The sequence below is a fragment of the Halolamina sp. C58 genome (genome assembly GCF_051195095.1).
In the GTDB taxonomy this organism is placed as follows: Archaea; Halobacteriota; Halobacteria; order Halobacteriales; family Haloferacaceae; genus Halolamina.
Map to the genome: position 1 here is coordinate 118,734 of NZ_JBNTJY010000003.1, position 23,755 is coordinate 142,488.

The 23,755-nt window shown below is 58.1% G+C and carries 28 protein-coding genes and 1 pseudogene; 13 read left to right on the top strand and 16 right to left on the bottom strand.

The window, feature by feature from the left end; all coding sequences use genetic code 11:
* The first annotated feature begins 45 nt into the window (after positions 1-45).
* The gene (locus ACQUSM_RS15000) at positions 46-570 is read left to right on the top strand and encodes an ArsR/SmtB family transcription factor (protein ID WP_049986811.1); all 525 of its coding nucleotides are present in this window, start codon (positions 46-48) and stop codon (positions 568-570) included.
* An 80-nt stretch (positions 571-650) separates the two neighbouring features.
* On the opposite strand, the gene ACQUSM_RS15005 is transcribed toward ACQUSM_RS15000, so the two are convergent.
* From ACQUSM_RS15005 to ACQUSM_RS15015, 3 genes and pseudogenes are all read right to left on the bottom strand, one after another.
* Entirely contained in the window at positions 651-938 is a 288-nt protein-coding gene (locus ACQUSM_RS15005; protein WP_049986819.1) for an amphi-Trp domain-containing protein, read from the bottom strand.
* A 109-nt stretch (positions 939-1,047) separates the two neighbouring features.
* The gene (locus tag ACQUSM_RS15010; RefSeq protein WP_435119896.1) at positions 1,048-1,479 is read right to left on the bottom strand and encodes a hypothetical protein; all 432 of its coding nucleotides are present in this window, start codon (positions 1,477-1,479) and stop codon (positions 1,048-1,050) included.
* A gap of 79 nt (positions 1,480-1,558) precedes the next feature.
* Positions 1,559-2,134: pseudogene (locus ACQUSM_RS15015) on the bottom strand (amidohydrolase family protein); the annotation flags it as partial.
* Positions 2,135-2,462: 328 nt separating this feature from the next.
* Here ACQUSM_RS15015 and ACQUSM_RS15020 point away from each other — a divergent pair.
* From ACQUSM_RS15020 to ACQUSM_RS15035, 4 genes are all read left to right on the top strand, one after another.
* Positions 2,463-3,857 (top strand): permease, encoded by a 1,395-nt coding sequence (locus ACQUSM_RS15020; RefSeq protein ID WP_435119898.1) that lies wholly within the window; start codon positions 2,463-2,465, stop codon positions 3,855-3,857.
* 125 nt (positions 3,858-3,982) lie between these two features.
* Positions 3,983-4,582, top strand: a complete 600-nt coding sequence (locus ACQUSM_RS15025) for a helix-turn-helix transcriptional regulator (RefSeq protein WP_435119900.1) — start codon at positions 3,983-3,985, stop codon at positions 4,580-4,582.
* A gap of 169 nt (positions 4,583-4,751) precedes the next feature.
* Positions 4,752-5,069, top strand: a complete 318-nt coding sequence (locus ACQUSM_RS15030; protein ID WP_435119902.1) for a hypothetical protein — start codon at positions 4,752-4,754, stop codon at positions 5,067-5,069.
* 62 nt (positions 5,070-5,131) lie between these two features.
* On the top strand, positions 5,132-5,470 hold the full coding sequence (locus ACQUSM_RS15035; protein ID WP_435119904.1) for an SHOCT domain-containing protein: 339 nt from the start codon (positions 5,132-5,134) through the stop codon (positions 5,468-5,470).
* 73 nt (positions 5,471-5,543) lie between these two features.
* Here ACQUSM_RS15035 and ACQUSM_RS15040 read toward each other — a convergent pair whose 3' ends face one another.
* From ACQUSM_RS15040 to ACQUSM_RS15085, 10 genes are all read right to left on the bottom strand, one after another.
* On the bottom strand, positions 5,544-6,296 hold the full coding sequence (locus ACQUSM_RS15040; protein ID WP_435119905.1) for an ABC transporter permease: 753 nt from the start codon (positions 6,294-6,296) through the stop codon (positions 5,544-5,546).
* A complete protein-coding gene (locus ACQUSM_RS15045; protein WP_220589834.1) occupies positions 6,293-6,895 on the bottom strand; it encodes an ABC transporter permease in 603 nt (200 codons plus the stop codon). Before ACQUSM_RS15045 ends, ACQUSM_RS15040 begins: the two co-directional genes overlap by 4 nt.
* A 131-nt stretch (positions 6,896-7,026) precedes the next feature.
* Positions 7,027-7,647: an ATP-binding cassette domain-containing protein gene (locus ACQUSM_RS15050; RefSeq protein WP_435119907.1), complete on the bottom strand. Its 621-nt coding sequence runs from the start codon at positions 7,645-7,647 to the stop codon at positions 7,027-7,029.
* 67 nt (positions 7,648-7,714) lie between these two features.
* Positions 7,715-8,599 (bottom strand): NAD(P)/FAD-dependent oxidoreductase, encoded by an 885-nt coding sequence (locus ACQUSM_RS15055; protein WP_435119909.1) that lies wholly within the window; start codon positions 8,597-8,599, stop codon positions 7,715-7,717.
* Between the two features lie 162 nt (positions 8,600-8,761).
* Positions 8,762-9,013 (bottom strand): hypothetical protein, encoded by a 252-nt coding sequence (locus ACQUSM_RS15060; RefSeq protein ID WP_089872649.1) that lies wholly within the window; start codon positions 9,011-9,013, stop codon positions 8,762-8,764.
* A 75-nt stretch (positions 9,014-9,088) separates the two neighbouring features.
* Positions 9,089-9,910: an IS5 family transposase gene (locus tag ACQUSM_RS15065; protein WP_089872610.1), complete on the bottom strand. Its 822-nt coding sequence runs from the start codon at positions 9,908-9,910 to the stop codon at positions 9,089-9,091.
* Positions 9,911-10,083: 173 nt separating this feature from the next.
* Positions 10,084-11,085, bottom strand: coding sequence for a DUF63 family protein (locus ACQUSM_RS15070; RefSeq protein ID WP_050050397.1), 1,002 nt, complete (start codon positions 11,083-11,085; stop codon positions 10,084-10,086).
* Positions 11,082-11,306 (bottom strand): DUF7123 family protein, encoded by a 225-nt coding sequence (locus tag ACQUSM_RS15075; protein ID WP_004594599.1) that lies wholly within the window; start codon positions 11,304-11,306, stop codon positions 11,082-11,084. The genes ACQUSM_RS15070 and ACQUSM_RS15075 overlap by 4 nt, the downstream gene beginning before the upstream one ends.
* A gap of 17 nt (positions 11,307-11,323) precedes the next feature.
* The gene (locus tag ACQUSM_RS15080; protein ID WP_004594598.1) at positions 11,324-13,930 is read right to left on the bottom strand and encodes a heavy metal translocating P-type ATPase; all 2,607 of its coding nucleotides are present in this window, start codon (positions 13,928-13,930) and stop codon (positions 11,324-11,326) included.
* A 94-nt stretch (positions 13,931-14,024) separates the two neighbouring features.
* On the bottom strand, positions 14,025-14,615 hold the full coding sequence (locus tag ACQUSM_RS15085; protein WP_049986206.1) for an AsnC family transcriptional regulator: 591 nt from the start codon (positions 14,613-14,615) through the stop codon (positions 14,025-14,027).
* Positions 14,616-14,749: 134 nt separating this feature from the next.
* On the opposite strand from ACQUSM_RS15085, the gene ACQUSM_RS15090 reads away from it, so the two are divergent.
* Positions 14,750-14,947: a heavy-metal-associated domain-containing protein gene (locus ACQUSM_RS15090; protein ID WP_049938510.1), complete on the top strand. Its 198-nt coding sequence runs from the start codon at positions 14,750-14,752 to the stop codon at positions 14,945-14,947.
* Between the two features lie 71 nt (positions 14,948-15,018).
* Positions 15,019-17,802 (top strand): aconitate hydratase AcnA, encoded by a 2,784-nt coding sequence (gene acnA / locus ACQUSM_RS15095; protein WP_049986207.1) that lies wholly within the window; start codon positions 15,019-15,021, stop codon positions 17,800-17,802.
* A 68-nt stretch (positions 17,803-17,870) separates the two neighbouring features.
* On the opposite strand, the gene ACQUSM_RS15100 is transcribed toward acnA, so the two are convergent.
* Entirely contained in the window at positions 17,871-18,371 is a 501-nt protein-coding gene (locus tag ACQUSM_RS15100; protein ID WP_004594590.1) for a CBS domain-containing protein, read from the bottom strand.
* A 184-nt stretch (positions 18,372-18,555) separates the two neighbouring features.
* Between ACQUSM_RS15100 and ACQUSM_RS15105 the strand changes: the two genes are divergently transcribed.
* Positions 18,556-19,005 carry a universal stress protein gene (locus tag ACQUSM_RS15105; RefSeq protein WP_435119912.1) on the top strand — a complete coding sequence of 150 codons (450 nt, stop codon included), beginning with the start codon at positions 18,556-18,558 and terminating at the stop codon, positions 19,003-19,005.
* Between the two features lie 11 nt (positions 19,006-19,016).
* On the opposite strand, the gene ACQUSM_RS15110 is transcribed toward ACQUSM_RS15105, so the two are convergent.
* Together ACQUSM_RS15110 and ACQUSM_RS15115 are read right to left on the bottom strand one after the other, a co-directional pair.
* Positions 19,017-19,415 (bottom strand): SHOCT domain-containing protein, encoded by a 399-nt coding sequence (locus ACQUSM_RS15110; RefSeq protein ID WP_049986209.1) that lies wholly within the window; start codon positions 19,413-19,415, stop codon positions 19,017-19,019.
* A 30-nt stretch (positions 19,416-19,445) separates the two neighbouring features.
* The gene (locus ACQUSM_RS15115; RefSeq protein ID WP_435119914.1) at positions 19,446-20,006 is read right to left on the bottom strand and encodes a DoxX family protein; all 561 of its coding nucleotides are present in this window, start codon (positions 20,004-20,006) and stop codon (positions 19,446-19,448) included.
* Between the two features lie 114 nt (positions 20,007-20,120).
* Between ACQUSM_RS15115 and ACQUSM_RS15120 the strand changes: the two genes are divergently transcribed.
* The 5 genes from ACQUSM_RS15120 to ACQUSM_RS15140 all read left to right on the top strand — a co-directional run.
* The gene (locus tag ACQUSM_RS15120) at positions 20,121-20,471 is read left to right on the top strand and encodes an ArsR/SmtB family transcription factor (RefSeq protein WP_188980764.1); all 351 of its coding nucleotides are present in this window, start codon (positions 20,121-20,123) and stop codon (positions 20,469-20,471) included.
* A 3-nt stretch (positions 20,472-20,474) separates the two neighbouring features.
* Positions 20,475-20,750, top strand: coding sequence for a DUF7521 family protein (locus tag ACQUSM_RS15125; protein WP_004515576.1), 276 nt, complete (start codon positions 20,475-20,477; stop codon positions 20,748-20,750).
* 137 nt (positions 20,751-20,887) lie between these two features.
* Positions 20,888-21,283 carry a hypothetical protein gene (locus tag ACQUSM_RS15130; RefSeq protein WP_004594583.1) on the top strand — a complete coding sequence of 132 codons (396 nt, stop codon included), beginning with the start codon at positions 20,888-20,890 and terminating at the stop codon, positions 21,281-21,283.
* A gap of 146 nt (positions 21,284-21,429) precedes the next feature.
* Positions 21,430-21,627, top strand: a complete 198-nt coding sequence (locus ACQUSM_RS15135; RefSeq protein WP_004594582.1) for a heavy-metal-associated domain-containing protein — start codon at positions 21,430-21,432, stop codon at positions 21,625-21,627.
* 131 nt (positions 21,628-21,758) lie between these two features.
* On the top strand, positions 21,759-23,755 hold a 1,997-nt coding region (locus ACQUSM_RS15140; protein WP_435119916.1), incomplete at its 3' end, for a heavy metal translocating P-type ATPase.

Consider the following 23,755-nt stretch of genomic DNA (forward strand, 5'->3'; position numbering starts at 1 on the left):
TCCTGCCCCGCTACCTTTTCCCGCGTGCTCGCGCTCAGTTCTCGTATGAGTGATTTCGATACTGACCACCGTCTCGACGACATCGCGGTGCGAGACACTCGGGTTTCGGATGCCATCGACGAGCCGATGCGGGCGATGATCCTCGATATTCTGGCCGAGGAGGCCCTGACCGCGACCGAGGTCCACGAACGCCTTGACGATCGCGGCGTCGACCGGACGGAGAACACGGTTCGCCATCACATCAACGAGCTCCGGGACGCCGGCCTCGTCGACGTCGTTCGGTTCGAGGAGGGTCGTGGTGGGACGACGAAGTACTACCACGCAAACACGATCGTTCTCTCGTACTCACTACCAGATTCGGCCGACGCCGCCCTCGAAGAGATGATCGACGCTGTCCAGCCCCAGATCACGGACGCGCTCACTACGCTCACCGACGAGTACGACGACGCTATTAAGGAGATCGTCGCGGATATGCAGCCCTGCGAGCACTGCCGGACCCAGAAGTACGAAACGTATGTGCTTCTGACTGTCCTCCGACGTGCGTTCGTTCGTGCTCACAGAGACTCCTGAGCGAGAAAACTCGGGACTATTGGGATTTCATCAGATACGACACGACACGAAACCACCGGTCGTTGGAGGCTGCGAATTGATCACTCAATTTCTAACTGACTGCTCCCACCGTCCTCCCTATTGTCGTTCTCATCCCATTCGAGTTCGAACTCGATACTCAATTCACCGGGTCCGTCCGTTGGTCCCTCGCGCTCGGCTTTGACCTCGAACGTCGGGCGCGCTGGTGGTTCCATTGTCACGGACTCGGAACCGGATTTGAGTGTGACTGCGTCCCCTTGTTCGAGTTTATCAGCGACGCTACGGAGATACGACGCGATTTCTTCTCGAGTCTGGCCACTCTCTGATTTGAACAGGACTTCTTCAGGCATACTGAACGATACGCTGCCTGTACCGATAAGTGAATCCCCTAAATCACTCTCGCTTGAGCCAGAATCATCATACACCAATGTTATCAACAGAGCTGAAACCAACCTCCGGTCACAGTTCCTCAGGTTGCCGTACCGTTGTCCGTCGGTATCCCTCGTACAGAGCTGGTAATCCGAGGGGGAGTGCGAGGAGTCCAAATCCGAGAAGGGCATACTCATCTGCGTCCTGGTGTCGCATGGCGAGGAGCGTCGCGACGACGCCGAGAAGCGCAATTACGTAGGCTGTAACACTCCAGACCACGTCATATGAGGAGCAGTACAGCCAGCAGACGAACGTGTAGGAGGGGGCATTCCAGGTCGGTGGATGGAGTTTCGGCCAAAAGAATCGACAGTACGTCGTCCAGCCGAGCATCGCCAGCGTGGGAAGTCCCGCGAGCCATGTCGTCGAGCCGAATGGCGTCAAGGCACCGAATCGTCTGTAGCCAGCGAGGAACAACCCCGGAAATCCGAGGATCCACAGCCCGATGCCGATAGTGTATGACACGGGCCAGTGCTCGATCCGTGGTTGCTCGAAGGGAAGTCGGAGCGATTCCGGCAGCGTCGCCCAAGGGAATGAGGGATCAGGGACTGGATTCGTTACGAATGCGATCAGACAGAGTCCCGTCCCGACGAGTAGTCCGTAGAGGCCCAACGTTGTATATCGGCTGATCGACTGGTTGGTCCCAGAAGAGGTCCGAGATCGCCGGGCCGAAAAATCCGCGGAGCCCTGCTTCCCCGAACGCCTCTGCACCTGCGGCAGGCCGTGCGTCCATCGAGTTCACGGTCGTGACACCGCCCAGGAGGAAATTGAGCGCTGCGAGCTCGACGCCTGCCTCGACGAGGTACTCGAATTCGCCGTTCCCTAGTCTGTTAAACAAGGCCGTCCCACTCCCGAGCATCTCCGTCAGATCGAGTTCGCTAAACGCACCGATGAGCGGTGTCATCTCCAGGTGCGTGTGGGCGTTCACCAACCCCGGCATCACCAGTTTCCCGTTCCCGTCGATAACGGTGGACGCTTCTAATTCTCCGTCTCCTGCACGTGACGGTCGGACTTCTTCGATACAGCCATCGGTGATGCATACTGTGCCGCGCTCGTACAGGCGGTTCCGCTCGTCGGCTGTGAGAACGAGTGCATCATGGATTGTCAGATCGACAGCCATCGTAAATTAGGAAGTGGATGTGACAGTTACCGTACTGGACAACCGAGCAGGCCGGCGAACGCTGTTCTTCCAGGTGATGTTCCCCTCATTTGGGATATCATCGGTCTCTACTGGTCCCATTAGCCTCTAATACGTCGGCGTGATTTAATCAGATTCCCCTTTTGAATCTGAAGTCGGAGTCCGTGGAGCTTGTGGAGGTTTGCAAGGTTTTCCCCTCTTCACAATAGATCATCTATGGCCGACGGTTACGATACCATAGTACTGACACCCTCATAGGCAGCATATTCTAATCAAAACCGCAATAGATGATCCCTACAATGATACACCTATGCAGGCGACGATAATCGACGGAGTTCTTGAATCCCTCCGTATCGGTGTTGGATTTCTCTGGACGGCGGCGTGGGCGATCATCATGGGCCTCACGATTACGAGTCTGGTCCAGGTCTACGTCTCGAAGGAGCGGATGGCACAGGTGCTGGGTGAGGGCGATCTAACTGGACTTACCAAGGCGACTGTGTTCGGATCAGCAAGCAGTGGCTGTAGTTTCGGCGCCGTCGCCATCGGGAAGGGCCTGTTCAAGAAGGGGGCGCACGCGGTGAACTTCCTCGCGTTCATGTTCGCGTCGACGAACCTCATCGTCGAACTGGGGTTGATGATCCTGATCCTGCTCGGGTGGGAATTCCTCCTCGCGGAGTTACTCGGCGGCCTCATCCTCATCGCCGTCATGGCGGTCATCGTTCACCTGACGCTCCCCGAGAACCTGTTTAACGAAGTTCGAGAAACGCTCAACGAGCGCGATCACGCAGCGGGCGTCACGGAAGATCCCACCTGCGGGATGGAGGGGAAAGACGAGTACACGCTCACGACCGACGGCGGTGAGACGCTCAAATTCTGCTCGGAGGGCTGTATGGAGACCTACCGCCAGGAGACGTCGAGTAGCGGCGGGTGGCGTGACGAGTTGCTGTCGTGGGGTGGCTGGTACAAGGTCGGGAATCAGTACCGCAAGGAGTGGTCGATGATCTGGAAAGACATCGTCGCCGGCTTCCTTATTTCTGGGTTCGTCATCGTCTTCGTCCCGCAGTGGGTGTGGAACACGCTGTTCATTCAGGGCGACGGCCTGCTCGTGACTGCCGAGAACGCCGTCATGGGCGTCATCATCGCCGTGCTCAGTTTCGTCGGCAGTATGGGGAACGTCCCGTTCGCCGTCGCGCTGTGGGGCGGTGGGGTCAGCTTCGCCGGGATCATCGCATTCGTCTACGCCGACCTCATCACGATCCCTGTATTGAACGTCTACCGGAAGTACTACGGCTGGAAGATCATGCTGTACATCCTCGGCGTCTTCTTCGTCACGATGGCGTTCACCGGCTTCCTCATGGAGCTGCTATTCGACGCCTTCGGCATCGTCCCGGACCTCGCGGGTGGCGAGACGGCGACCGAGCAGACGTACTTCGAGCTCAATTACACCTTCTACCTTAATATAATCGCCTTCGCGCTCTCCGGGTTCCTTCTGTATGTCTACCGGCGGGGACTCGGCGCACCAGGTCAGTATCGTGATCCGGTGTGCGGGATGCGAACCGACGATGAGGGCCCGAGTGCGTCCCACGATGGGACGACGTACTATTTTTGCTCAAAGAAATGCAAGCGTACGTTCGAAGAAGAACCAACGGAATTTGCTGATCAAAGCCCGCAAATATCGAGCCACGATCACGACCATGACCACTGATGATCGTACTGTGATTCATCCGCTGTGAAGGGGTTCATCATCACAGTTTCAATCCGCAATTGTCACACCTAATGCGCCTAAATAGACGGTATGAATAGTCAAATCTTGCAACTCGGGGCCGTCATATGAATCGCCGTCGAGCAGATACCGTCGTCGGTGTGCTTCTCGGGTTCGTTCTCCTGGCCGGCGGGGTACTCAGTTGGCGAGCCTATCAACAGCGGCGGACTATCGAGCAATCAATGGGGTCGATGATGGATTCATCTATGGGGACGATGCACGGCCCAGACCCCCTCTGGTACGTGGTTGGAACCCTGCTGGTCGCTGGCGTTATCGGTGGCGTCTATTACGCGGTTCGGGGAGAACTCACCGATCCAGAAGTGGCCGACACAACGGCGCCTGTCGATCCCGCACAAACATCGGAAGCAACGGCTACGTCGATGGACGATGAAGCCTCGCTGGCGACGTCTATCAATCCTGAATCGGATCCACAGGGGCGGGTTCTCGATCTCTTACCGGATGATGAACGACGCGTCCTCGAACCCGTCCTGAACTCCCCCGGAATCACGCAGATCGAACTTCGGGATCGATCTGAATTCTCGAAGAGTAAAGTGAGCCAGACTGTGAGTTCACTCGAGGAGCGCGGGCTGCTGTATCGGGAACGACAGGGTCGGACCTATCGCGTGTATCCGAGTGATGACCTTCGGCAGCAACGACCGGGACGCTAGTCGCAGGCTATCCAACGGTCGGAACCTTCGAATTCGACGGGCATGAACGTTCTCCGTAAAACAAAACGGTTAGACTGGTCTATAGACGCTCTCGAACGGTCTGCTGTTTGGATTCACACCCACGAAGATAACCCAGAACCCACCGTATGACTACGTGAGGCGAAAGACAATGACCAACCGAAACCTCGGACGATGGCTGCTCGTGGCGCTCGCGATTATCGGACTCGCGTTCGCTGCCCCGGTAGTTAGCGCACACGGTGACGAACCGACCCAGGGGAACGAGACGGCAGTCGATGAGATGCCGGCCGATGGTGATGCAGCGGACTGGGCGGCCTGGATGGACGGTCACATGACCGACCACATGGGGCCAGATGCCGTTGACGAGATGGAAGCGCACATGGGCGTGACTGTCGATGAGATGGCCCAAGACATGACGGATGACAATCACACCGCTGCAGGGATGAACGGACAGGGACACGGTTGCTAACGATCCCTCTCCAACCACTCGTCTAGTACATAGATATTCGACTTACTAAACCAACGATCACAATGACACACGACACCAGCACCCTCGGACGGGCGACTCGTCGGATCGCGCTGTTCGCGGTTCCGCTGTTGACTGCGGCAACGGGCACCGCAGCCGCTCACGGTGGCGGTATGATGGGTGGCGGCTGGGGGGTCTTCGGCGGTGGGATGGGCCTCTGGGGGCTCCTTTGGATGGGGCTCCTAATTGCCGTCCCGCTCTATCTCGTCTACTCACTTCTCAACAGCGATGTTGAGAGCAACGATACCCGACCACTTGCGGTTCTCCGTGAGCGGTATGCTCGCGGTGAACTCACCGATGAGGAGTACGAGCAGCGACGAAAGCAGCTCGAACAGTCCAATTGAGCGAAGCTAGATCTAATGCTGTCTGGGACTTCTCCCCTACCGTTGCCGGAATAGGGGATCTCCCGGTCTGTCCTCACTTCCCCTGTGTGGCTCGGTAGTAGACGCCGATTGTGAGGACAGCTACGAGGAGGAGGTATCCAGTCGCCCACACCAACGAGAGAGCCGTATCTACGTCCGTTGTGAGTCCGGTATCGACCATCACACGGACGGGCCAATAGCCGGGGAGTAGTTTCATCCACCATTCGGGCTCGGACTGGATGAACAGCGGATCCTGGAAGAGTCCGATATCGAGCATCGGGAGAATCAGCATTAGCCACATCCCGGCTAGACGGTCGAAGACGGCCCCGACGAGCATCCCGATGAGACCATACGTGACCGAGACGACGAGCATCGCTGCGACGAACCACCAGAGATGCTCAGGCTGGAAATCGACGAGCATCACGCCGACTGAGACGCCGGTGACGATGAGAGTGATTGCTGCGAGGACCCCAAACCGGGCAGTGATTACCTGTCGTGCACGATAGCCGGCGACTGCCAGACGCCCATCCGTGTCTTTGGCTTCTCGCATCAGGAACAACCCAGCGAGTCCCGCGATGAGGGCGCTCGTAATCGGCGTCATAATCACGCCGTGGACCTCAGGCATCCCCCGCATCACCGTTACCGTCTCACCGTCGACGAGCGTCCGAACCGGCATCTCGACATCTTGGGTGACTGCGAACGCCAACGTGATGAACGAAACCGGTAAGACGACCAGTAGAGCGACGAGGACGTAGTTTCGCGCCTGTTCTTTGATGCCGATTGTGAACGCCGTTGTCGTACGGTTCATGCCGACCACCCACCATTGGTGCGCATCGTTATCCCGAACACTGCGGTGACGAGTACAAGCAGGACTAGCAGGTATCCGGCGACGAAGCCGAGATCACCCGTCGTATATGTGCCTTGGAACATCGCCTCCTGAAGGAGTTCCTTTGGATGATAGAGCGGGAAGTACTCCACGAACTCGGGAACGTCGGCGGTCAGCGGACTGTCGCCACTGAGGAACGCATCCATCATCGCAAGGAACACCACGACGAGCGAGCCTTCGAACAGTCGTGGAAGGAGCGCCCCGACGAGTGCGCCAAGAAACGCATAGACGAGGCCGGCAAGTACGAGGAATACGAACGTCAGGACAGGGGCTTCCGGTGAAATCGTCAGCCAGAGAACGCCGTAGTTTACGGCAGCCACGACGACGGTCACACCTCCGAGCGTCGCTAATCGAGTCGCAAGCAGTGTTCGGGGTGGATAGCCTGTCTGAACGAGTCGCCGATCGGCTGCACGCGCACTAATCATCTGCGCGAGTCCCATCAGGCCGGCAATGATGGCGACCCCGAATATCGCTCCGAGGAGGCGACCTAGCTCGATCGGAATCGCCTCGACCGTCGGCATACTTGGTAACCCAGCCATTGCTTGTCCCCAGCCTTCGATAACGACAACCGGAAGGAGGAGTGCCAGGACAACATTCAGGGGGGTTCTGAGGAAGGTGGAGACGTTCGTCCGGATCCCCGTCCAAACCCTATTCATCGGTCTCTTCCCCCCCGTTCACTGGCCGTTGCATCAGTCTCGCCTTCCTGGTCAGTCACGTCGTAGACCTGTCCATCACGTACCTCGTAGATGCGGTCGAGACGACTTTGCTCTTCGATCAGGTGTGAAATCATCGTGACAGCTGTTCCGTCGGCAGCGAGTTCCTCAGCGAGATCCCAGAACGTTAGATACGTTTCCCAGTCAAATCCGGTGTAAGGCTCGTCCAGCATGAGGACGTCGGGGTCGTGCATCAGGGCGATACTCAGATTGATTTTCTGCCGGTTTCCACCGCTGAGTTGGTCGATTCGGTAGTCAAGGTACTGCTCGAAATCGAGTTTCGACGCCAAGTGGTGTTTGGCCTCGTCGATTTCTTCGGCGGTCATTCCGTATCCGGAACCGAACAATCGGAACGTCTCTCCGACCGTCAAGCGGTCGTAAAGCAGTGGTTCCTGCGGACACCAGCCAACGGTTCCCGTCCGTTCGACTGTTCCGCCATCCTGTTCGAGGACACCGACGAGGATGTTCATGAGCGTGGATTTTCCCGACCCGTTTGCGCCGACGATGCCGACGATTTCCCCCGTCCGAATTTCGAGATCTGCACCGGTCAAGACGGTCAAAGATCGTGTGAATGGGAGTCTTGACCCGTACGTTTTTTCGATTCCCTCAGCACGAACGAGTATCTCACTACTGTTCCCTTCTGGCGTAGTAGCTGTGGATGATCCCATAGTCAGCTACATGTAGAGAGTATCTCACAACTGTGGCGAAAATGTACTCCGTTTTCATCCTCTGATATAATCTATCAGGATAATTGTGTAATTGGCCTCTGTTAGCCAGCTCTGCGGCCAAGAATCCCGATTCAACGGCCTGTGAGATCCCCTTTCCGGTGAGTCGGTTTGCTATACCTGCAGCATCACCCACTCGTACGACGGAATGCTCCGGTAGATGGGTTCTGTCGGGATCAAGGCTTGGTCCCTCGGGAATGATTGCGACGTTCGTCCGTTCCTGCGACGGGACTGGCCACCCATTCCGCTTACAGGCTTCCCTCAATGCCTTCATATAATCACTAGGCCGGTCACTGACCGTCCAGCCGATACCAACGTTGGCTCGTTGCGATGTCTTCGGGAATGCCCACGAGTACCCTGTATAGTTCTCCAGAATTATCCGGCTGTTCGGGTACAACTCGGTGAAGTCCCCTTCGACATCACTGTTAAGCGCTACCATATATCCTGAATACTCGTTGGTTGTTCCGAGCGCTTTACTAGAGAGTGATGGCTGACCGGTTGCATCAACGACGAGATCATACTCATCGGTGAACTCGTGGAAATCTGTCCGTGTGATAGACTGGTTTTCGTGGATGTCAACACCCTTCTCTGAGAGTTGTTCTGCCCAGGACTGCTCAACGACATTTCGGTCCGTTATATATGTATCCGCAGCAGGAAAGGTGCCGGCTCCAGTGCGGTGGCGATCGGTGTCGATTCCGTCATACACCTCCACTTCCATCGCTGGCAGCGGGTTGAGAAAGCCGTTCTCTACAGTCGGTTCGAGTGGGATCTTCGATACCGCTGTCATCGCTTCTCCGCAATTAACGCCTTTGCTATCGTAGGACTGCCGCTCATATAGTTCGACGAGGCTCTGTTGAAACCCTATTGTTTTGATAGCTCCCCGGATGAATCTGCCGTTAGATAGGACTGCGGATGGTCGATTCAATTCTACAATCGTATCATCACGTTGCTAGGCCCAGTGAAGGAGATAAAGGAGATAGATGCTAGCGCCCGTAACGAGTATACCAACCGCAATAAAGGCCACAGCAGCCAAGCCAGTTGTGTAGAATGCCATTTGAACCGCTTGAAGGCCAACGAGAACCGTGAATGCTGCTAGTATCGTCCAAAAGACAGTTGAGAGAACTGACCGCCCCGCTCTTGACATCTCTTCTCGCACAGCGCGCCGAATTTCGGCTTCGGGGAGGTTGTCGGAGTCGCCCATGTCGAATACTATGCTCCCCATCCATTATATAATTGGCTTGTACAGCGCGATAAGTGTACTACCGGTATCTAACGCTCAGAGTGTCTTGTCGATGTTATGTGTGAGACAGCCAATAGCGAGTTCACGGAACTGTTTCCACCAGTAGCGTGAGCGGACGAATGCACCGTATTTGCGCTTGAGGCGGGAGTTTACTGTCTCGTTCTGACTCCGTTGACCATAGAGGTTAGCGTCCAACCGAGCGTTCCACGCCTTGTGTAGCGACGAAAACTCGCGGTGCTTGATGAGCGGGCGAACACCCTCCTCGTGAGCTAAGACACGAATCTTCTGATCGTCGTATCCCTTGTCACCGAGGAGAATCTCTACGTCACCGTAGTTCCGCTTGATGAGCGACGGTGCGATCTGTGAGTCGTGTTTTCGTGTCGTCGTCACGTGTAAGTCAATGATTGCGTTCGACCTTGTGTCTACGAGGAGCGTGACTTTCAACTGCTGAATCGTCATCTCCGTTCGCTTTGTATAGTGTTTCGAGGCGTGACTCCGGTCGAAACCGGAGGCATCAATCCCAACGACACCATTGGTCGGGAGAAGCGTGACTGAGAGGTTGAGAAGAACCCGCCAAACAGCCATGTCGAGTCGCTTGAACGCCTTACACAACGTCGAAGGTGAGGGGAGTTCCGTCAGATCAATGGCACTCCGAATCCGGGGCATCTCGATAAGTTCGTCAAGAAGCGTTCGATACGTCGTATTCTTCCGAACCTTGAGACAGAGGAGGACGATGTGTTGATGAAGTGTGTACCGTCGTTTCGAGAACTTTGAGGAGTAGCGAGCAACAGCTCGTCGAGCCAAGTGATACGCCTGCTCAACGAACCGGAGCAACCGTGACTTCGGGAGGGCTTCCATCCGGTCAGACTACCGGCCCAACCTGTAACTCTCTGAGGGTTTCAACAGAGCCTTCGACGACGAATCCAGCGTCGTCGAATCCAGCAGCTGCTGCAAGCCCGGCCATCCCTCCACCTATTACCGCAATTTTGGACGTTCGAGTCATCGGTTTTTGCCAATCTTTGAGGCCATCGTTAAGCTCCCAACAGCATCCGAAGTGACCCACGAACGCCCATCGGGAGTCCGATCGCTCCGATGAAGAACGTCATAAGCCACCACCACGTGTGATTCATCTCCTCTTTCGCATCGGCGAGATACCACACGATGCCGACAGTCACGACGAGTTTCAGCACGAACGTCGATCCGGAGAATCCAGTCGCCTGGTACACGAGATTCGTCACGACCAGCTTTGGGGAGTAGCCGAGGAACGTCACACCGATGAGATTCTGCGCAGCGTCCCACAACTGGCCGAAAACGGCCAGCAGAATTAGCGGGTGTCGAAGGTGGGTGATATTGGCGAAACTCGTGCCCCAGTAGTAGAGTGCGGTTACGCCGAGCGCTATCCCCGTCGTCGCGACAGGAACCCATAGGCGGAGTGGGGTCGATGTCGAGAGGCCGTGCCAAACAGCCCACCAGACGGCCCCGACAGCCCACACCGACCCGACGAGCCCGACTGTTAGCGGGATAGATCCGATATTTTGGTCACGCAAGAGTGCACCGACACCGAGCGCGAGGATGGTGACAGCGGTGACGACGATGTAAATCGATGGCGTGATGAACCACACCGCGTAGTCCCCGAGCAGCCCGAGATCCTCGAGGGCGCGCATCGCCCCACCTGCGATGATGATCGGAGCGAACCCGTAGGCCAGTCGTGCGTCGAACGTGACGTCGAGTTGGTCGAGATACGCACGTAGTCCGGGGAGGCTGTATACGACTGCCGCGAGGTAGATTACCGTGTTCACCGCGTTGTAGCCCTGGACAGCACGAATCCCCTCGTGCGTGACTGGCTGACCGGCCGCATCGGCGACGACTGGTCCCCAGAGATACTGCCAGATGAACCGGTCGTAGACCAACGTCGGAAACACGAGGATGCCCCCACCGAGAAGGACGAGCGGGGCCAGCAGGTACAGCGCCCACCACTCGCGTGAGCCGGTCTCCGGAAGGACAGTCTCGACGCGGCGGGTGACAGTACTCACGACCCGTTCACCTCCAATCGCCACGTCGTGCTTTTCGAGCGCCCCCACTGTTCGAGTGAAACGATTGTGAGTTCGTCCTGGAGCTGGCTGAGGTACTGCGCGACTGCCTTGGGAGATCCGTCGAGGTCGCTGGCAATCTCGCGAGCCCGGAGGTATGTCGGTTCGCTACTGGCTGTCTCGACGAGGTACCTTCGAACCGTGTGCCGGGAAATATTCGACATTGATCTAGAGGTGACGGTTAGCGAAGAAATCCGAAGAGCTTGTAGTCGTGATCGGGGGTGTACCGCCGGAACAGGAGACTGTTCGTCAGCACCGACACCGACGAGAACGCCATTGCTGCTGCAGCGAGCACGGGCTGGAGGAGGCCGAGCGACGCTAACGGAATCATCGCCGTGTTGTAACCGAGCGCCCACACGAGGTTCTGTTTGATCTTCTGGAGTGTCGCGTCTGAGATTCGGATCGCCTTTACCACGTCGAGCGGGTCGTCTCGCATCAGCGTGACGTCTGCAGCTTCGATGGCGACGTCGGTGCCGGAGCCGATTGCTGTCCCGACGTGTGCGACCGCGAGTGCCGGAGCGTCGTTGACGCCGTCACCGACCATCATCGCCTGCCGGCCCTCGTCTTGAATACTGTCGACCGCGTTGGACTTGTCCTCAGGAAGGACTCCTGCGCGGACGTTCTTCGGGTCGATACCCACCTGTTTAGCGACCGCACGGGCAGTTCGCTCGTTGTCGCCCGTAATCATCATCACGTCAACTCCCCGCTCCTGGAGTGCTGTGACAGCCTGCTTGGAGCTTTCCTTCACTGTGTCGGCGTCGGCGACCACACCCACGAGCTCCCCCTCGTAGGCGACCAGCATCGCCGTCTTCCCCTCGTTCTCGAGGCGTTCCATCGTCTCCTCAGCGGGAGAGGGGTCGATCCCGTTGTCCCGCAGCAGCTTGCGGTTGCCGACCAGCACCTCGCTGTCACCAATGACTGCTTTGATCCCGTGGCCCGGAACGTTCTCGAAGTCGTCAGGCTCAGTCACGTCCAGGCCGCGTTCTTCGGCCCCTTCGACGATTGCACGGGCGAGCGGGTGTTCGCTGCCGCTTTCAGCTATCGCCGCCAGTCGAAGCACATCATCCTCTGAGAGGCGCTCACGGGTGCTGAGCTGTCCACCATCTGGGGTCGGCTCGCCACCGTCAGTCACCACATTTCCATCGCTATCAAAGACGACCACGTCGGTGAGTTCCATTTCACCCTCCGTGAGGGTGCCCGTCTTGTCGAAGACGACCGTGTCGACGTCTTTTGCGCGTTCGAGGATGTCACCGCCCTTGAACAGGACGCCGTTCTGGGCACCAATCGTCGTCCCGACCATCGTCGCTGCGGGCGTCGCCAGCCCCAGCGCACAGGGACAGGCGATGAGGATCGAGGACGCGAAGACAATTATCGCGAACTCGAAGACTGAAACGGTCCCACCGACCGGGGCCGGGCCGCCAGCAACCTGACCCCACAGCGGGAGCCAGTCGACGAAGCCAGCGAGAGCCTCGGGGAACAGGAACCAGACGACACCCCAGAGAAGGGCGTTCGCGATGACCGCAGGCACGAAGTACGCGGAGATGCGGTCGGCGAGATTCTGGATGTCGGGCTGGCGCGACTGGGCCTCCTTGACTGTCTGGACGATCTGTTGGAGGGCCGTGTCTTCTCCAACCTTCGTCGCCTCCACGACAAGGACGCCGTTCTCGTTAATCGTCGAGCCGACGACCTCATCGCCCTCCTCTTTCTCGACAGGCACAGATTCGCCAGTGACCATTGACTCGTCGACGGCAGACTGACCGTCGACAACGACACCGTCTGTGGGAATCTTCTCACCTGGACGAATTTTCATCCGGTCACCAGTTGTGACCTCTTCAAGCGGAACTTCTTCTTCACTGCCGTCCTCGCGGACAATGGTCGCCGTTTCGGCTTCCATTTCGAGGAGCTTTCGGAGGGCCTCACCCGCTTGGCCCTTCGACCGAGCTTCGAGATAGTTACCCAACGTGATGAACACGAGGATGAGGGCTGCCGTGTCGAAATAAAGTCCACCTGCAATGAGTTCAGCAAGGACTGCCACAGAGTATAGATAGGCCGTTGTTGAACCGATCGCAATCAGCACGTCCATATTGGCGCGGCCGTTCTTCACGATCGCCTTGTACGAGTTCTTATAGAACGGCCAGCCGAGGATCGCCTGTACCGGCGTGGCGAGGAGGAACTCAACCCAGCCAAGTTCCACACCGAAGACGGCTTCAGGGACGATCGCGCCACCGAGCAGATAATTGTCGATGAGGAAGAAGAGCAACGGTGCCGATAACACTGCCCCAAAGAGGGTCAACCTGAGTTGTTTCCGAGTTTCGGCTTGACGGGCGGCATCTCGTGCGTCCTGGCCCGACTCTTCGTCGGCACCATCTTCGCGGACGGGCGAGTAGCCAGCCTCCTCGATAGCATCGTACAGCGCACCAATAGATACTTCCGCAGGATTGTAGGTGACCTGTGCTTCGTCGGTTGCGTAATTGACCTCCGCATTAACGACGCCCGGAATATTTTCAAGAGCGGTTTGGTTGGTCTCGGCGCAGTTGGCACAGGTCATATCGGAGATGGCAATCGTTACCGTCTCAGAGACTGCGCCGTACCCGGCCTCGTCGATCGCGTCGTAGATTTCTTTGAGCGATACCTCTTCAGGGTCGTAGGTGACGGAACCCTCGTCGGTGGCGAAGTTCGCATCCGCCTCCGATACCCCGTCGAGCGATTCGAGAGTGTCCTGGATCGTCGCCGAACAGTTGGCGCAGGACATTCCCGTGATATCAAGATGGATTGTTTGGCTTGTCATGCTTGTTCTACTATACGGGGTCTAGGTTTAGGCGATTTACTGCTTCGAGAGGCGGGGTTTCGACTGCAGGAAAATTTGGATTCCAAAGACAGCGTTACGCTCCCTCTTCGAGTCGCTGATACCGATCGTCGAACCGTGTGAGACAGGACGGACAACAGAAGTGATAGATCTCTCCGTCGATTCTCGTCGTTTCACCTTGATTATCAACGGTATTGTTACATTCAGCACAGGTGAGTGCAAATTCGACGCCATCAACGGACGGCGTCCATTCAAGCTCGTCAATTAGTGTGACGGTGTAATCTGCTACATCGATCTCGTTAAAGAGTCCATCTACCCACTGACGTACGTTCTGGGCTTCAACACGGGCATAGAACCAAAGATCTCCTTCGGAGGTCGTGAAGACGTGTTCAACGCCATCTGACTCTCGAGCCCGCTCGCGGGCGGCCTCCAACGACGCTGAGCCGATTTCGGCCTGAATAAATACCGGTACACCAGCTCGGAGATGAGCCCGGTTGACGTCAATCGTGAAGTTGTTAATGATGCCAGCTTCCTGTAATCGCTTTACCCGGTCAGAAACGGCTGGCCCCGACAAGTCGACCTCCTCGCCAATATCGCTGAACGGGCGGCGGGCGTCATCAGCGAGTAACGAGAGGATTTCTAAGTCGGTTTCATCCAAATTGCGCATACGACCGCTTCGTCTCGCAGGATACATTATTGTTGCCCACAACACACCTTCGAAATCGGTGATCTAGGGCTGCGACAACATTGGATTCTAAGCAGAAAACCACATAGAATACTCGCCCCTATCTACGAATGGATATGACTCAGACAATCACCGTCGAAGGAATGACCTGTGAACATTGCGAGCAGACCGTCGAAGAGGCACTCGAAGAAGTTGAGGGGGTTACGTCCGCTACTGCGGATCGTGACTCAGAATCCGCGACGGTCGAGGGGTCCGCTGAACGGGATGAGCTTGTGACTGTGGTCGAAGACGCTGGATACGATGCCTCTGCGTAACAAATCCCGATTCTCGTCGAATCGGATTCGGAGAGGGATTGATACGACTGCCAATCCCAGGTGTAGATACTATGACTGATACACTTCCGTTCGATGCCGTCCGCGAGCTCGACGTCGACGGGACGACGTACAAGATGGCCGATCTTCGAGCACTCGAAGAGCAGGGACTCTGTGACCTCGACACGCTCCCTGTGAGCATCCGTATTCTGCTTGAGTCGGTGCTCCGGAACGCCGACGGCGAAACTGTTACTGCAGCGGATGTCAAGAATGCTGCTGGCTGGAAGCCAGACGTACCGGACGCAGAGGTTCCGTTCTCTCCATCACGAGTCGTCCTACAGGATCTCACTGGCGTGCCCGCAGTTGTCGACCTGGCGGCCCTTCGATCCGAAGTCGACCGCAAAGATCGGGACCCGACCCTGGTCGAACCAGAGATCCCTATTGATCTCGTAATCGACCACAGCGTCCAAGTCGACTACTTCGACTCCGAGGACGCCTACGAGAAGAACGTCGAACTGGAGTACGAGCGCAACGCCGAACGGTATCGCGCGATCAAGTGGGCGCAGAACGCCTTCGAGAACTTCAACGTCGTCCCGCCGGGGACCGGCATCGTCCACCAGGTGAATCTCGAGCATCTGGGCCGGGTCGTCCACGCCCGCGAGCGAGACGGTGAGAAATGGCTCCTGCCGGACACACTCGTCGGCACGGACAGCCACACCCCAATGATCGGTGGCATCGGTGTGGTCGGCTGGGGCGTCGGCGGCATTGAAGCGGAAGCGGCAATGCTCGGTCAGCCGGTCACGATGAAACTTCCCGAGGTCGTCGGCGTCCGCCTCGAAGGCGAATTACCCGAGGGCGCGACGGCGACGGATCTCGTGCTCCACATCACCGAACGGCTCCGCGAGGTCGGCGTCGTCGACCGGTTCGTCGAGTTCTTCGGTCCTGGTGTGGAGAATCTCACAGTCCCCGACCGGGCCACGATCGCCAATATGGCGCCCGAACAGGGCTCGACGATCAGTATGTTCCCGGTCGACGAGCAGACGCTCGAGTATCTCGAACTCACCGGGCGTGACCCCGCCCACATCGACCTTGTTCGCGAGTACCTCGAAGCGCAAGGGCTATTCGGAGAACAGGAACCGGAATACACCGAGGTCGTCGAGTTCGATCTTTCGACTGTTGAGCCGAGTCTCGCCGGACACAAGCGGCCACAGGACCGGATTCCGATGGGGGACGTGAAACAGAGCTTCCGGGGACTTCTCCACGGGGAGTTCGAAGACGACCTCGATGATGTCGACGAAGACGCCCTACAGCGGTGGCTCGGCGAAGGTGGTGCAGCTGGTGCGGAGACCGACGGCGGTGTTCAGGTCGAACCCGAATCGGAACTGCACCCGTTAACCAAACGCGTCGAGGTCGACCTCGACGGTGAGACAGTGGAAATTGGACACGGAGACGTCCTCGTCAGCGCCATCACGAGCTGTACGAACACTTCGAACCCGTCGGTGATGATCGCTGCTGGTCTGCTTGCCCAGAACGCCGTCGAGAAAGGTTTAGATGTCCCGCCGTACGTCAAGACGAGTCTCGCACCCGGCAGTCGTGTCGTCACGCAGTACCTCGAGGAATCGGGCCTGCTTCCGTATCTCGAAGAGCTCGGGTACGCGGTCGTCGGCTACGGCTGTACCACTTGTATCGGGAACGCCGGACCACTTCCTGATCCCATCGAGCAAGCGATCGACGACCACGACCTCTGGACGACGAGCGTCCTCTCCGGGAATCGGAACTTCGAGGCGCGTATTCACCCGAAGATCCGCGCGAACTACCTCGCGAGCCCGCCGCTCGTCGTCGCCTACGGCCTCGCAGGGCGGATGGACGTCGACCTCGAGAACGAGCCGCTAGGCACCGACGAGGAGGGGGAATCGGTGTATCTGGCGGACATCTGGCCCGACGCAGCGGACGTGCAGGCAGCAATCCACGAGAACGTCTCTCCTGAGATGTTCGAGGAGAAGTATGCCTCTGTGTTCGAGGGTGACGAGCGGTGGGCTGCTCTCGACGCGCCCACTGGTGACGTCTACGAGTGGGACGACGACTCGACATACATCCGAGAGCCGCCGTTCTTCCAGGACTTCCCCCTCGAAAAACCCGGCGTCGCCGATATTGAGGATGCACGCTGCCTGCTGACACTCGGCGATACCGTTACGACCGACCACATCAGCCCTGCTGGCCCCTTCGGATCTGACCTCCCTGCCGGCCAGTGGCTGCTCGATCACGGCGTTGAGCCGCACGAGTTCAACACCTACGGCGCGCGCCGGGGCAACCACGAGGTGATGATGCGGGGAACGTTCGCCAACGTCCGCATCGAGAACGAGATGCTCGACGATGTCGAGGGTGGCTATACGATCCACCACCCAACCGACGAGCAGACGACCGTGTTCGAAGCCAGCCAGCGCTACCGCGAGGAGGGAGTCCCGCTCGTCGTGATGGCGGGCGAAGAGTTCGGTACCGGCTCCAGCCGGGACTGGGCGGCGAAAGGAACGGACCTACTCGGTGTTCGCGCAACCATCGCCGAGAGTTACGAGCGCATCTACCGCGACAACCTCGTCGGCATGGGTGTGCTCCCCCTGCAGTTTGATGATGGCGACTCGTGGGAATCTCTCGGTCTGGATGGGTCGGAAATCTTCACGATCCACGGCCTCGATGACGGGCTCGACGTGATGGACGAACTGACCGTTATCGCCGAGCGTGCGGACGGGTCGACTGTCGAGTTCCCGGTCACAGCACAGGTCGGCACGCCGGCCGCTGTGACCTATATTGAACACGGCGGCATCCTCCACTACGTCCTTAGACGGCTCCTCACGCAATAATCTCTCTCAACTGACTCTATTTCTGGAATCACAAGCAACACGAATAACTTTGAGTCCAAATTAGCGTTTCAATCGTGCGTAGACTCTGTTCGGATGATGCCCGCCACGTTATCCATCTGAGCTGAAACGTGTGCACTCTCACCAGCAACATGCGTAATTAAATCGTCCAGAGTGATCATCCCGATAACGCTCCCGTCTTCAACAACCGGGACGTGTCGAGCACCCGCTTCGTTCATTTGTCTCAGGACTTTTGGAATCTCAGCATCTGCTGGCACAGTAAGTGGGTCACGCGTCATCACGTCAGCAGCTCGTACGTCGTCTCCACTCGTCTCGGCTGTGAGCACACTTAACTCGCTTTCCTCGGTGAGCAGGTTAGCAATCAGGTCTCGATCGGTGATGATACCAGAGATCTGATCGGATTCTTCGACGACCACGTACCTGGCACACCGCGATTGGGAGATCATCGTGTGAGCGATCTCGGCAACCGTGGCGTCAGGCGTGACACGGGCGACCGACTCATCAGCAATACGACCAATGTCCATCCGGAGGTCAGTTGGTCTGGTACCCATGCTAATCAGTACGACTCATAACAGGAAATAGCTTAGCATCAGCTGGTCGTCATAGAAATCCTCCACTCTTCAACCCTGAGAGACGACAATCTCCAAACTTTGTGAAGTTACAAAAAGTGTTACCAGCTACGCCACTATCCAAGAGCACTGGTTTTTATAATCTAGTCTCAATAAGTCAAGAGAAATGTACGATACGGTTTTGCTCTCAACTGACGGGACAGTTGCTTCTGAGGAGGCTGAATCCCATGCTATCGCGCTAGCAGAGGCCCATTCTGCCGAGCTTCATGTTCTGTATGTAGTCGATGAGGACGTCGTAACAGCATACAGCGGTGACGAGTACGTTGATGAAGCCGAGGGCCCAGAACATGGCCTCGAAGAACTTGGAACGGAAACAATCGCAGACATCCAATATAACGCGAAGGAGGTCGGTGTCAATGTTGTCAAAGCAATTGAGCACGGCCGACCGGCTGAGACGATTGTACGGTATGCTGATGTCGAAGATATGGATCTACTTGTACTTGGAACGAAACACCGGACGGAAGAATACCGGGCCTTGCTCGGAAGCGTGACCGACCGCGTCCTTCGATTGACGACCCGCCCAGCGACCGTCGTGAAGACGGAAGTCGACGAATAGGGGAAGAACAGTCAGTAACGGCCGCCGTCAGGCGTGAGTCGGGCGCGCCGGCGTTCGAACTCCTCGTCGTCGATTTCGCCGCGAGCGTACCGTTCCTGGAGGACAGCGAGTGCGCTATCCTCGGTGGGGCCGTCCGATGGCGACCGCGTTGTCAGCCAGTAGACGATGTAGACGGGAAGGGCGATCAGAAGTGCCATCCACAGCAAACCGATCAACATCATCCCCCAGCTCCATATTCCCCACCCGGCCATGTGACCATCATTCCACATCCCGTCATGCCAGTCCCACATCACTGTATCTGGAACAGCAGCGTGCGTCAGAGTCATTCCAATGATGACGGCTAGCGTCAGTGCTCCGATGACGATGAGTCCCAGAGAACGAATCCCGCGTGCTTGAATTGGATTTTGCATTATTGTACTCCTGAAGAGAGTTCGGCGTGGTTAGCCGAGGATGTATTCGAGGGCGGGGTAGCGCTCGACGAGCGCTTCGCCGCCGATCTCGTACTGTTCGATGTACTGGTCGAGGCCCAGGATGCGGCCCGCAGCGAACGCGGCGACCGCGAGGAACACGAGCATGTACGCGAAGTCCCCGTTGATGAACCCGTGACCCATGTCCCAGTTCCCGAAGTAGAACATGAGCATCATGAGCGCGCCGAAGAACGCCGCGAGGCGGACGAACGCGCCAACGAGCAGGCCGAGGCCGATGAACAGCTCGCCCCACGGCACGGCGACGTTCGCGAACTCGACGAACCACGGCGTGCTACCCATCCACGCGAACATGCCCGCGAGCGGGTTGCCGTTCGTCGCCGCGACGTTCGACAGGTAGCCGCCAGCGCCGAACTCGCCGGTGATCTTCGTGAACCCAGAGTACGCGAACGCGTAGCCCATCATGAGACGGAGCGCGAGCACGAACCACGCACTGAGACTGTGAACTTTCCCGCCGACGGTCAGACCGCCGACTCTGCTCTCGAGCTGATTCATGCCGGAGTCGAGTGTGGACATAGTTATTGCACCTTCAACTATCAGTACGGAGGCAGAGACGATATAACGGCGAGCCGGCGTTCTGAGTCAGAAAATCGGCGGGCTATATTACGCTCCTGTCGCGAGTAGAGACGTGTGACCGAGGAGTCCGACCCGTCGGAAATCTTCGCTACACTCGACGACGAGTACGCTCGCGACATCCTCGTGGCGACGAAGACCGACCGACTGTCTGCGAAGGAACTCAGCGAGGAATGTGACATGTCACGCCCGACCGTCTCGCGCCGTGTCACCCGCCTCGTCGAGCAGGGCCTCCTCGAAGAGTATACGCACGTCGACCCCGGAGGACGGCACTACAGCGAGTACGAGGCTCGTCTCGAACGTATTGAAGTCCTCCTCCAGGCAGAGGGCTTCGATGTCCAGATCGATGTCCGGGCGGACCCCGCCGACCGGATTACGACCATCTTCGAGGAGATGCGGGGAGACTGACTTATGGAACACACGCTATTCGTCATCGGCAAACTGTTCACGACCGCGTTAGCACTGGTCATCGCATATCAGGCCTATCGCGGGTACCAACGACATCACACGCAGTTACTCCTGTACGTCGCCGCCGGCTTCGCATTGGTCGGGCTTGGCGGCCTCCTTGAAGGCGTCCTCTTCGAACTCCTCCAGGTGTCGATCTTCGAAGCAGGATTCGTCGCAGCACTCGTCACCGCAGCCGGGATGCTGTCTATCCTCTACGCCCTGTATGCCCCGAATCCATAAGGATTCAGGACGCCCATTCGACAAGCGGCCTGTGCGCGTCGTGCCCGGTTCGAAGCCGCTACTGTTCGGACTCCCCTCGTTCTCGATAGTGTAGCGTCGCAGTGGGAGTTATATCCATATCGGTCGTACCATATCGTATGATTCGAACACTCGTCGGTGTCCTCGGCGCTATCTCAGCGCTGTTCCCGGACGAAATCGTCGAGCTCTTCGAGAAACTCGCGATTTCGAATCCAGACGAGGGAACAGTGAGAGGGTGGATACGTCCAGCAGTCCGGTCGGAGGGTGTTCTGATAGCTGCGCTTTCACTCTTTAACGGGCGAGCATACGCGTTGCTGATGAATCTTACCGGCGTGTTCGGCGCGATAGTCCTCTTATTTCCCGACCTGTATCAGAGATTTGCCACCGCGTTCCTGTACGAGCGTCCAGAGTCGATAGAATGGAACGAGCGATTCCGCTTGGGCATTCGGGCTATCGGCGCACTCTATGTCTTTTTAGCGGCGAAGACGTACAGGGAGCGTCACAACGATACTTGAGCCTCCTCGCTATTGACACCTGCCGCATCCGATGTCTAGTTCGTTACGGCCGCAGGTATCACTTTGAATCTAAAGTTTGAGCCCCACGATATCAGTATGATCGAAGGGGAAATCCGCTAAAGAGAGGAGGCCGTGTGTATCCCTGTATGACGACGACGATCATCGTGGAAGGCATGACGTGCGGTCACTGTGAGCAGACGGTCGAAGAGGCCCTCGAAGAGGTATCCGGCGTGACTGACGTGACCGTCGACAGGGAGAGCGAACAGGCGAGCGTCGATGGTGAGGCAAATGTCACAGCTCTCGTGGAGGCCGTCGAAGACGCCGGGTACACCGCTTACGCCTGAGAATCGCGCGGACCACTCCGAGACAACGGCCAACCGTTGTCTTTGAAGCTTCGCTACGCTGGTCCTGCTGTACAGTTCAGTGGGGAAGATTCAGGGGGCCAGCGGATCCACCTCTACAGAGAATATGGGCTATGGACGACCACAAAGATACAAATGAGAATCCCCCTGGAGGGGAACACCAGCAGGACGACAGCAGTCACCAGCACGAACACGGCGAGCAGGATGAATCGGACGCCGAGTCGGACGAGCAGCGGGTAGAACAGGAGCTACTGGAAGAAGAGGCACACCCTGCTGCGGAGAGTGAGACAGTGCTCGACGAGCAGCACGAGCACGCTGGACACGAGGGCGAAGGACACGACCACGGTTCCCATGAGGGCCACGGTGAGGGGCATGGCGGGATGCACGAGGGCCACGAGCAGATGTTCCGCCGGCGCTTCTTCGTCTCGACGCTCCTGTCGATCCCAGTCCTGCTATACAGCGAAATGCTGCAGGAGTGGCTCGGGTTCTCCGTCCCCGCGTTCCCGGGCAGCGAGTGGATCAACCCCGTCTTCGCGGTCATCGTCTTCGCGTACGGTGGGATGCCGTTCCTCCAGATGGCGGTACCGGAACTGAAAGATCGGTCGCCGGGGATGATGACGCTCATCTCGATGGCGATCACCGTCGCGTTCGTCTACAGCCTCGCGAGCGTGGTCTTCCCGACGCAGTCGGCGTTCTTCTGGGAACTCGTCACCCTGATCGACATTATGCTGCTGGGGCACTGGATCGAGATGCGGTCGGTGCGACGGGCCTCGAGTGCGGTCGACGAACTGGCGAAGCTGATGCCGGACACCGCCGAGCGGATTACCGACGGCGGCGACACTGAGGAGGTCCCGGTGAGTGAACTCTCCGAGGGCGACCTCGTACTCGTCCGGCCGGGTGCGAGTGTCCCTGCTGACGGCGTCGTCGAAGAGGGAGACTCCGACGTCAACGAGTCCATGATCACGGGCGAATCGAAACCGGTCTCGAAAGACCCCGGCGACGAGGTCATCGGTGGGACGATCAACGGCGACGGCAGCCTCCGCGTGCGCGTCGGTGCGACGGGCGAGGAGACGACGCTCGCGGGAATCATGCGCCTCGTCGAGGAAGCCCAGCAGAGCAAATCCAAGACACAGGTACTGGCCGACAGAGCGGCAGGCTGGCTGTTCTACGTCGCCCTCGCGGCGGCAGTCGTGACAGCAATCGCGTGGACGCTCGCGGTCTCATTCGACGCAACGGTCATCGAGCGCGTCGTCACAGTGCTCGTCATCGCCTGCCCGCACGCACTCGGGCTCGCCATCCCCCTAGTGGTCGCAATCAACACGTCATTGGCGGCTCGCAACGGGATGCTGGTCCGGGACCGTATCGCGATGGAGGAGGCGCGGAACCTGGACGCCATCATCTTCGACAAGACGGGGACGCTCACCGAAGGCGAACACGGCGTCGTCGACATGGCGACCGTCGAGGGCGTGGAAGAGGACGACGCTCTCGCGCTGGCAGCAGCCGTCGAAAGCGACTCCGAACACATGATCGCGCGAGCCATACGCGAGGCCGCCGACGAGCAGGACCTCACCGCACCTGACGCGACCGACTTCGAGGCGATCAAAGGCCGGGGCGTCCGTGCGAACGTCGACGGAAATGAGGTGTACGTCGGCGGGCCAAACCTGTTAACCCAACTCGATAGCGAGATACCCGACCATCTCCGCCGCTTCGCTGACGAGGCGGGACAGAACGCTCAGACGGTGGTATACCTTGTTCGTGAAGGCGAGCTGATTGCCGCGTTCGCGATGGCTGACGTAATCCGTGAGGAGAGTTTCCGTGTCGTCGATACCCTCCACGATCTGGGCATCGAGGTGGCGATGTTGACTGGGGACTCCCAGGATGTCGCCAACGCTGTCGCCGACGAACTGGGCATCGACACGGTGTTCGCGGAGGTCCTCCCCGAAGACAAGGACGAGAAAGTTCAGGAGCTTCAGGACCAGGGCAAGCTCGTCGGGATGGTCGGCGACGGGGTGAACGACGCGCCGGCGCTGACGCGGGCCGACGTCGGTATCGCGATCGGGAGCGGCACCGACGTCGCCGTCCAGTCGGCCGACGTCATCCTCGTCCAGAA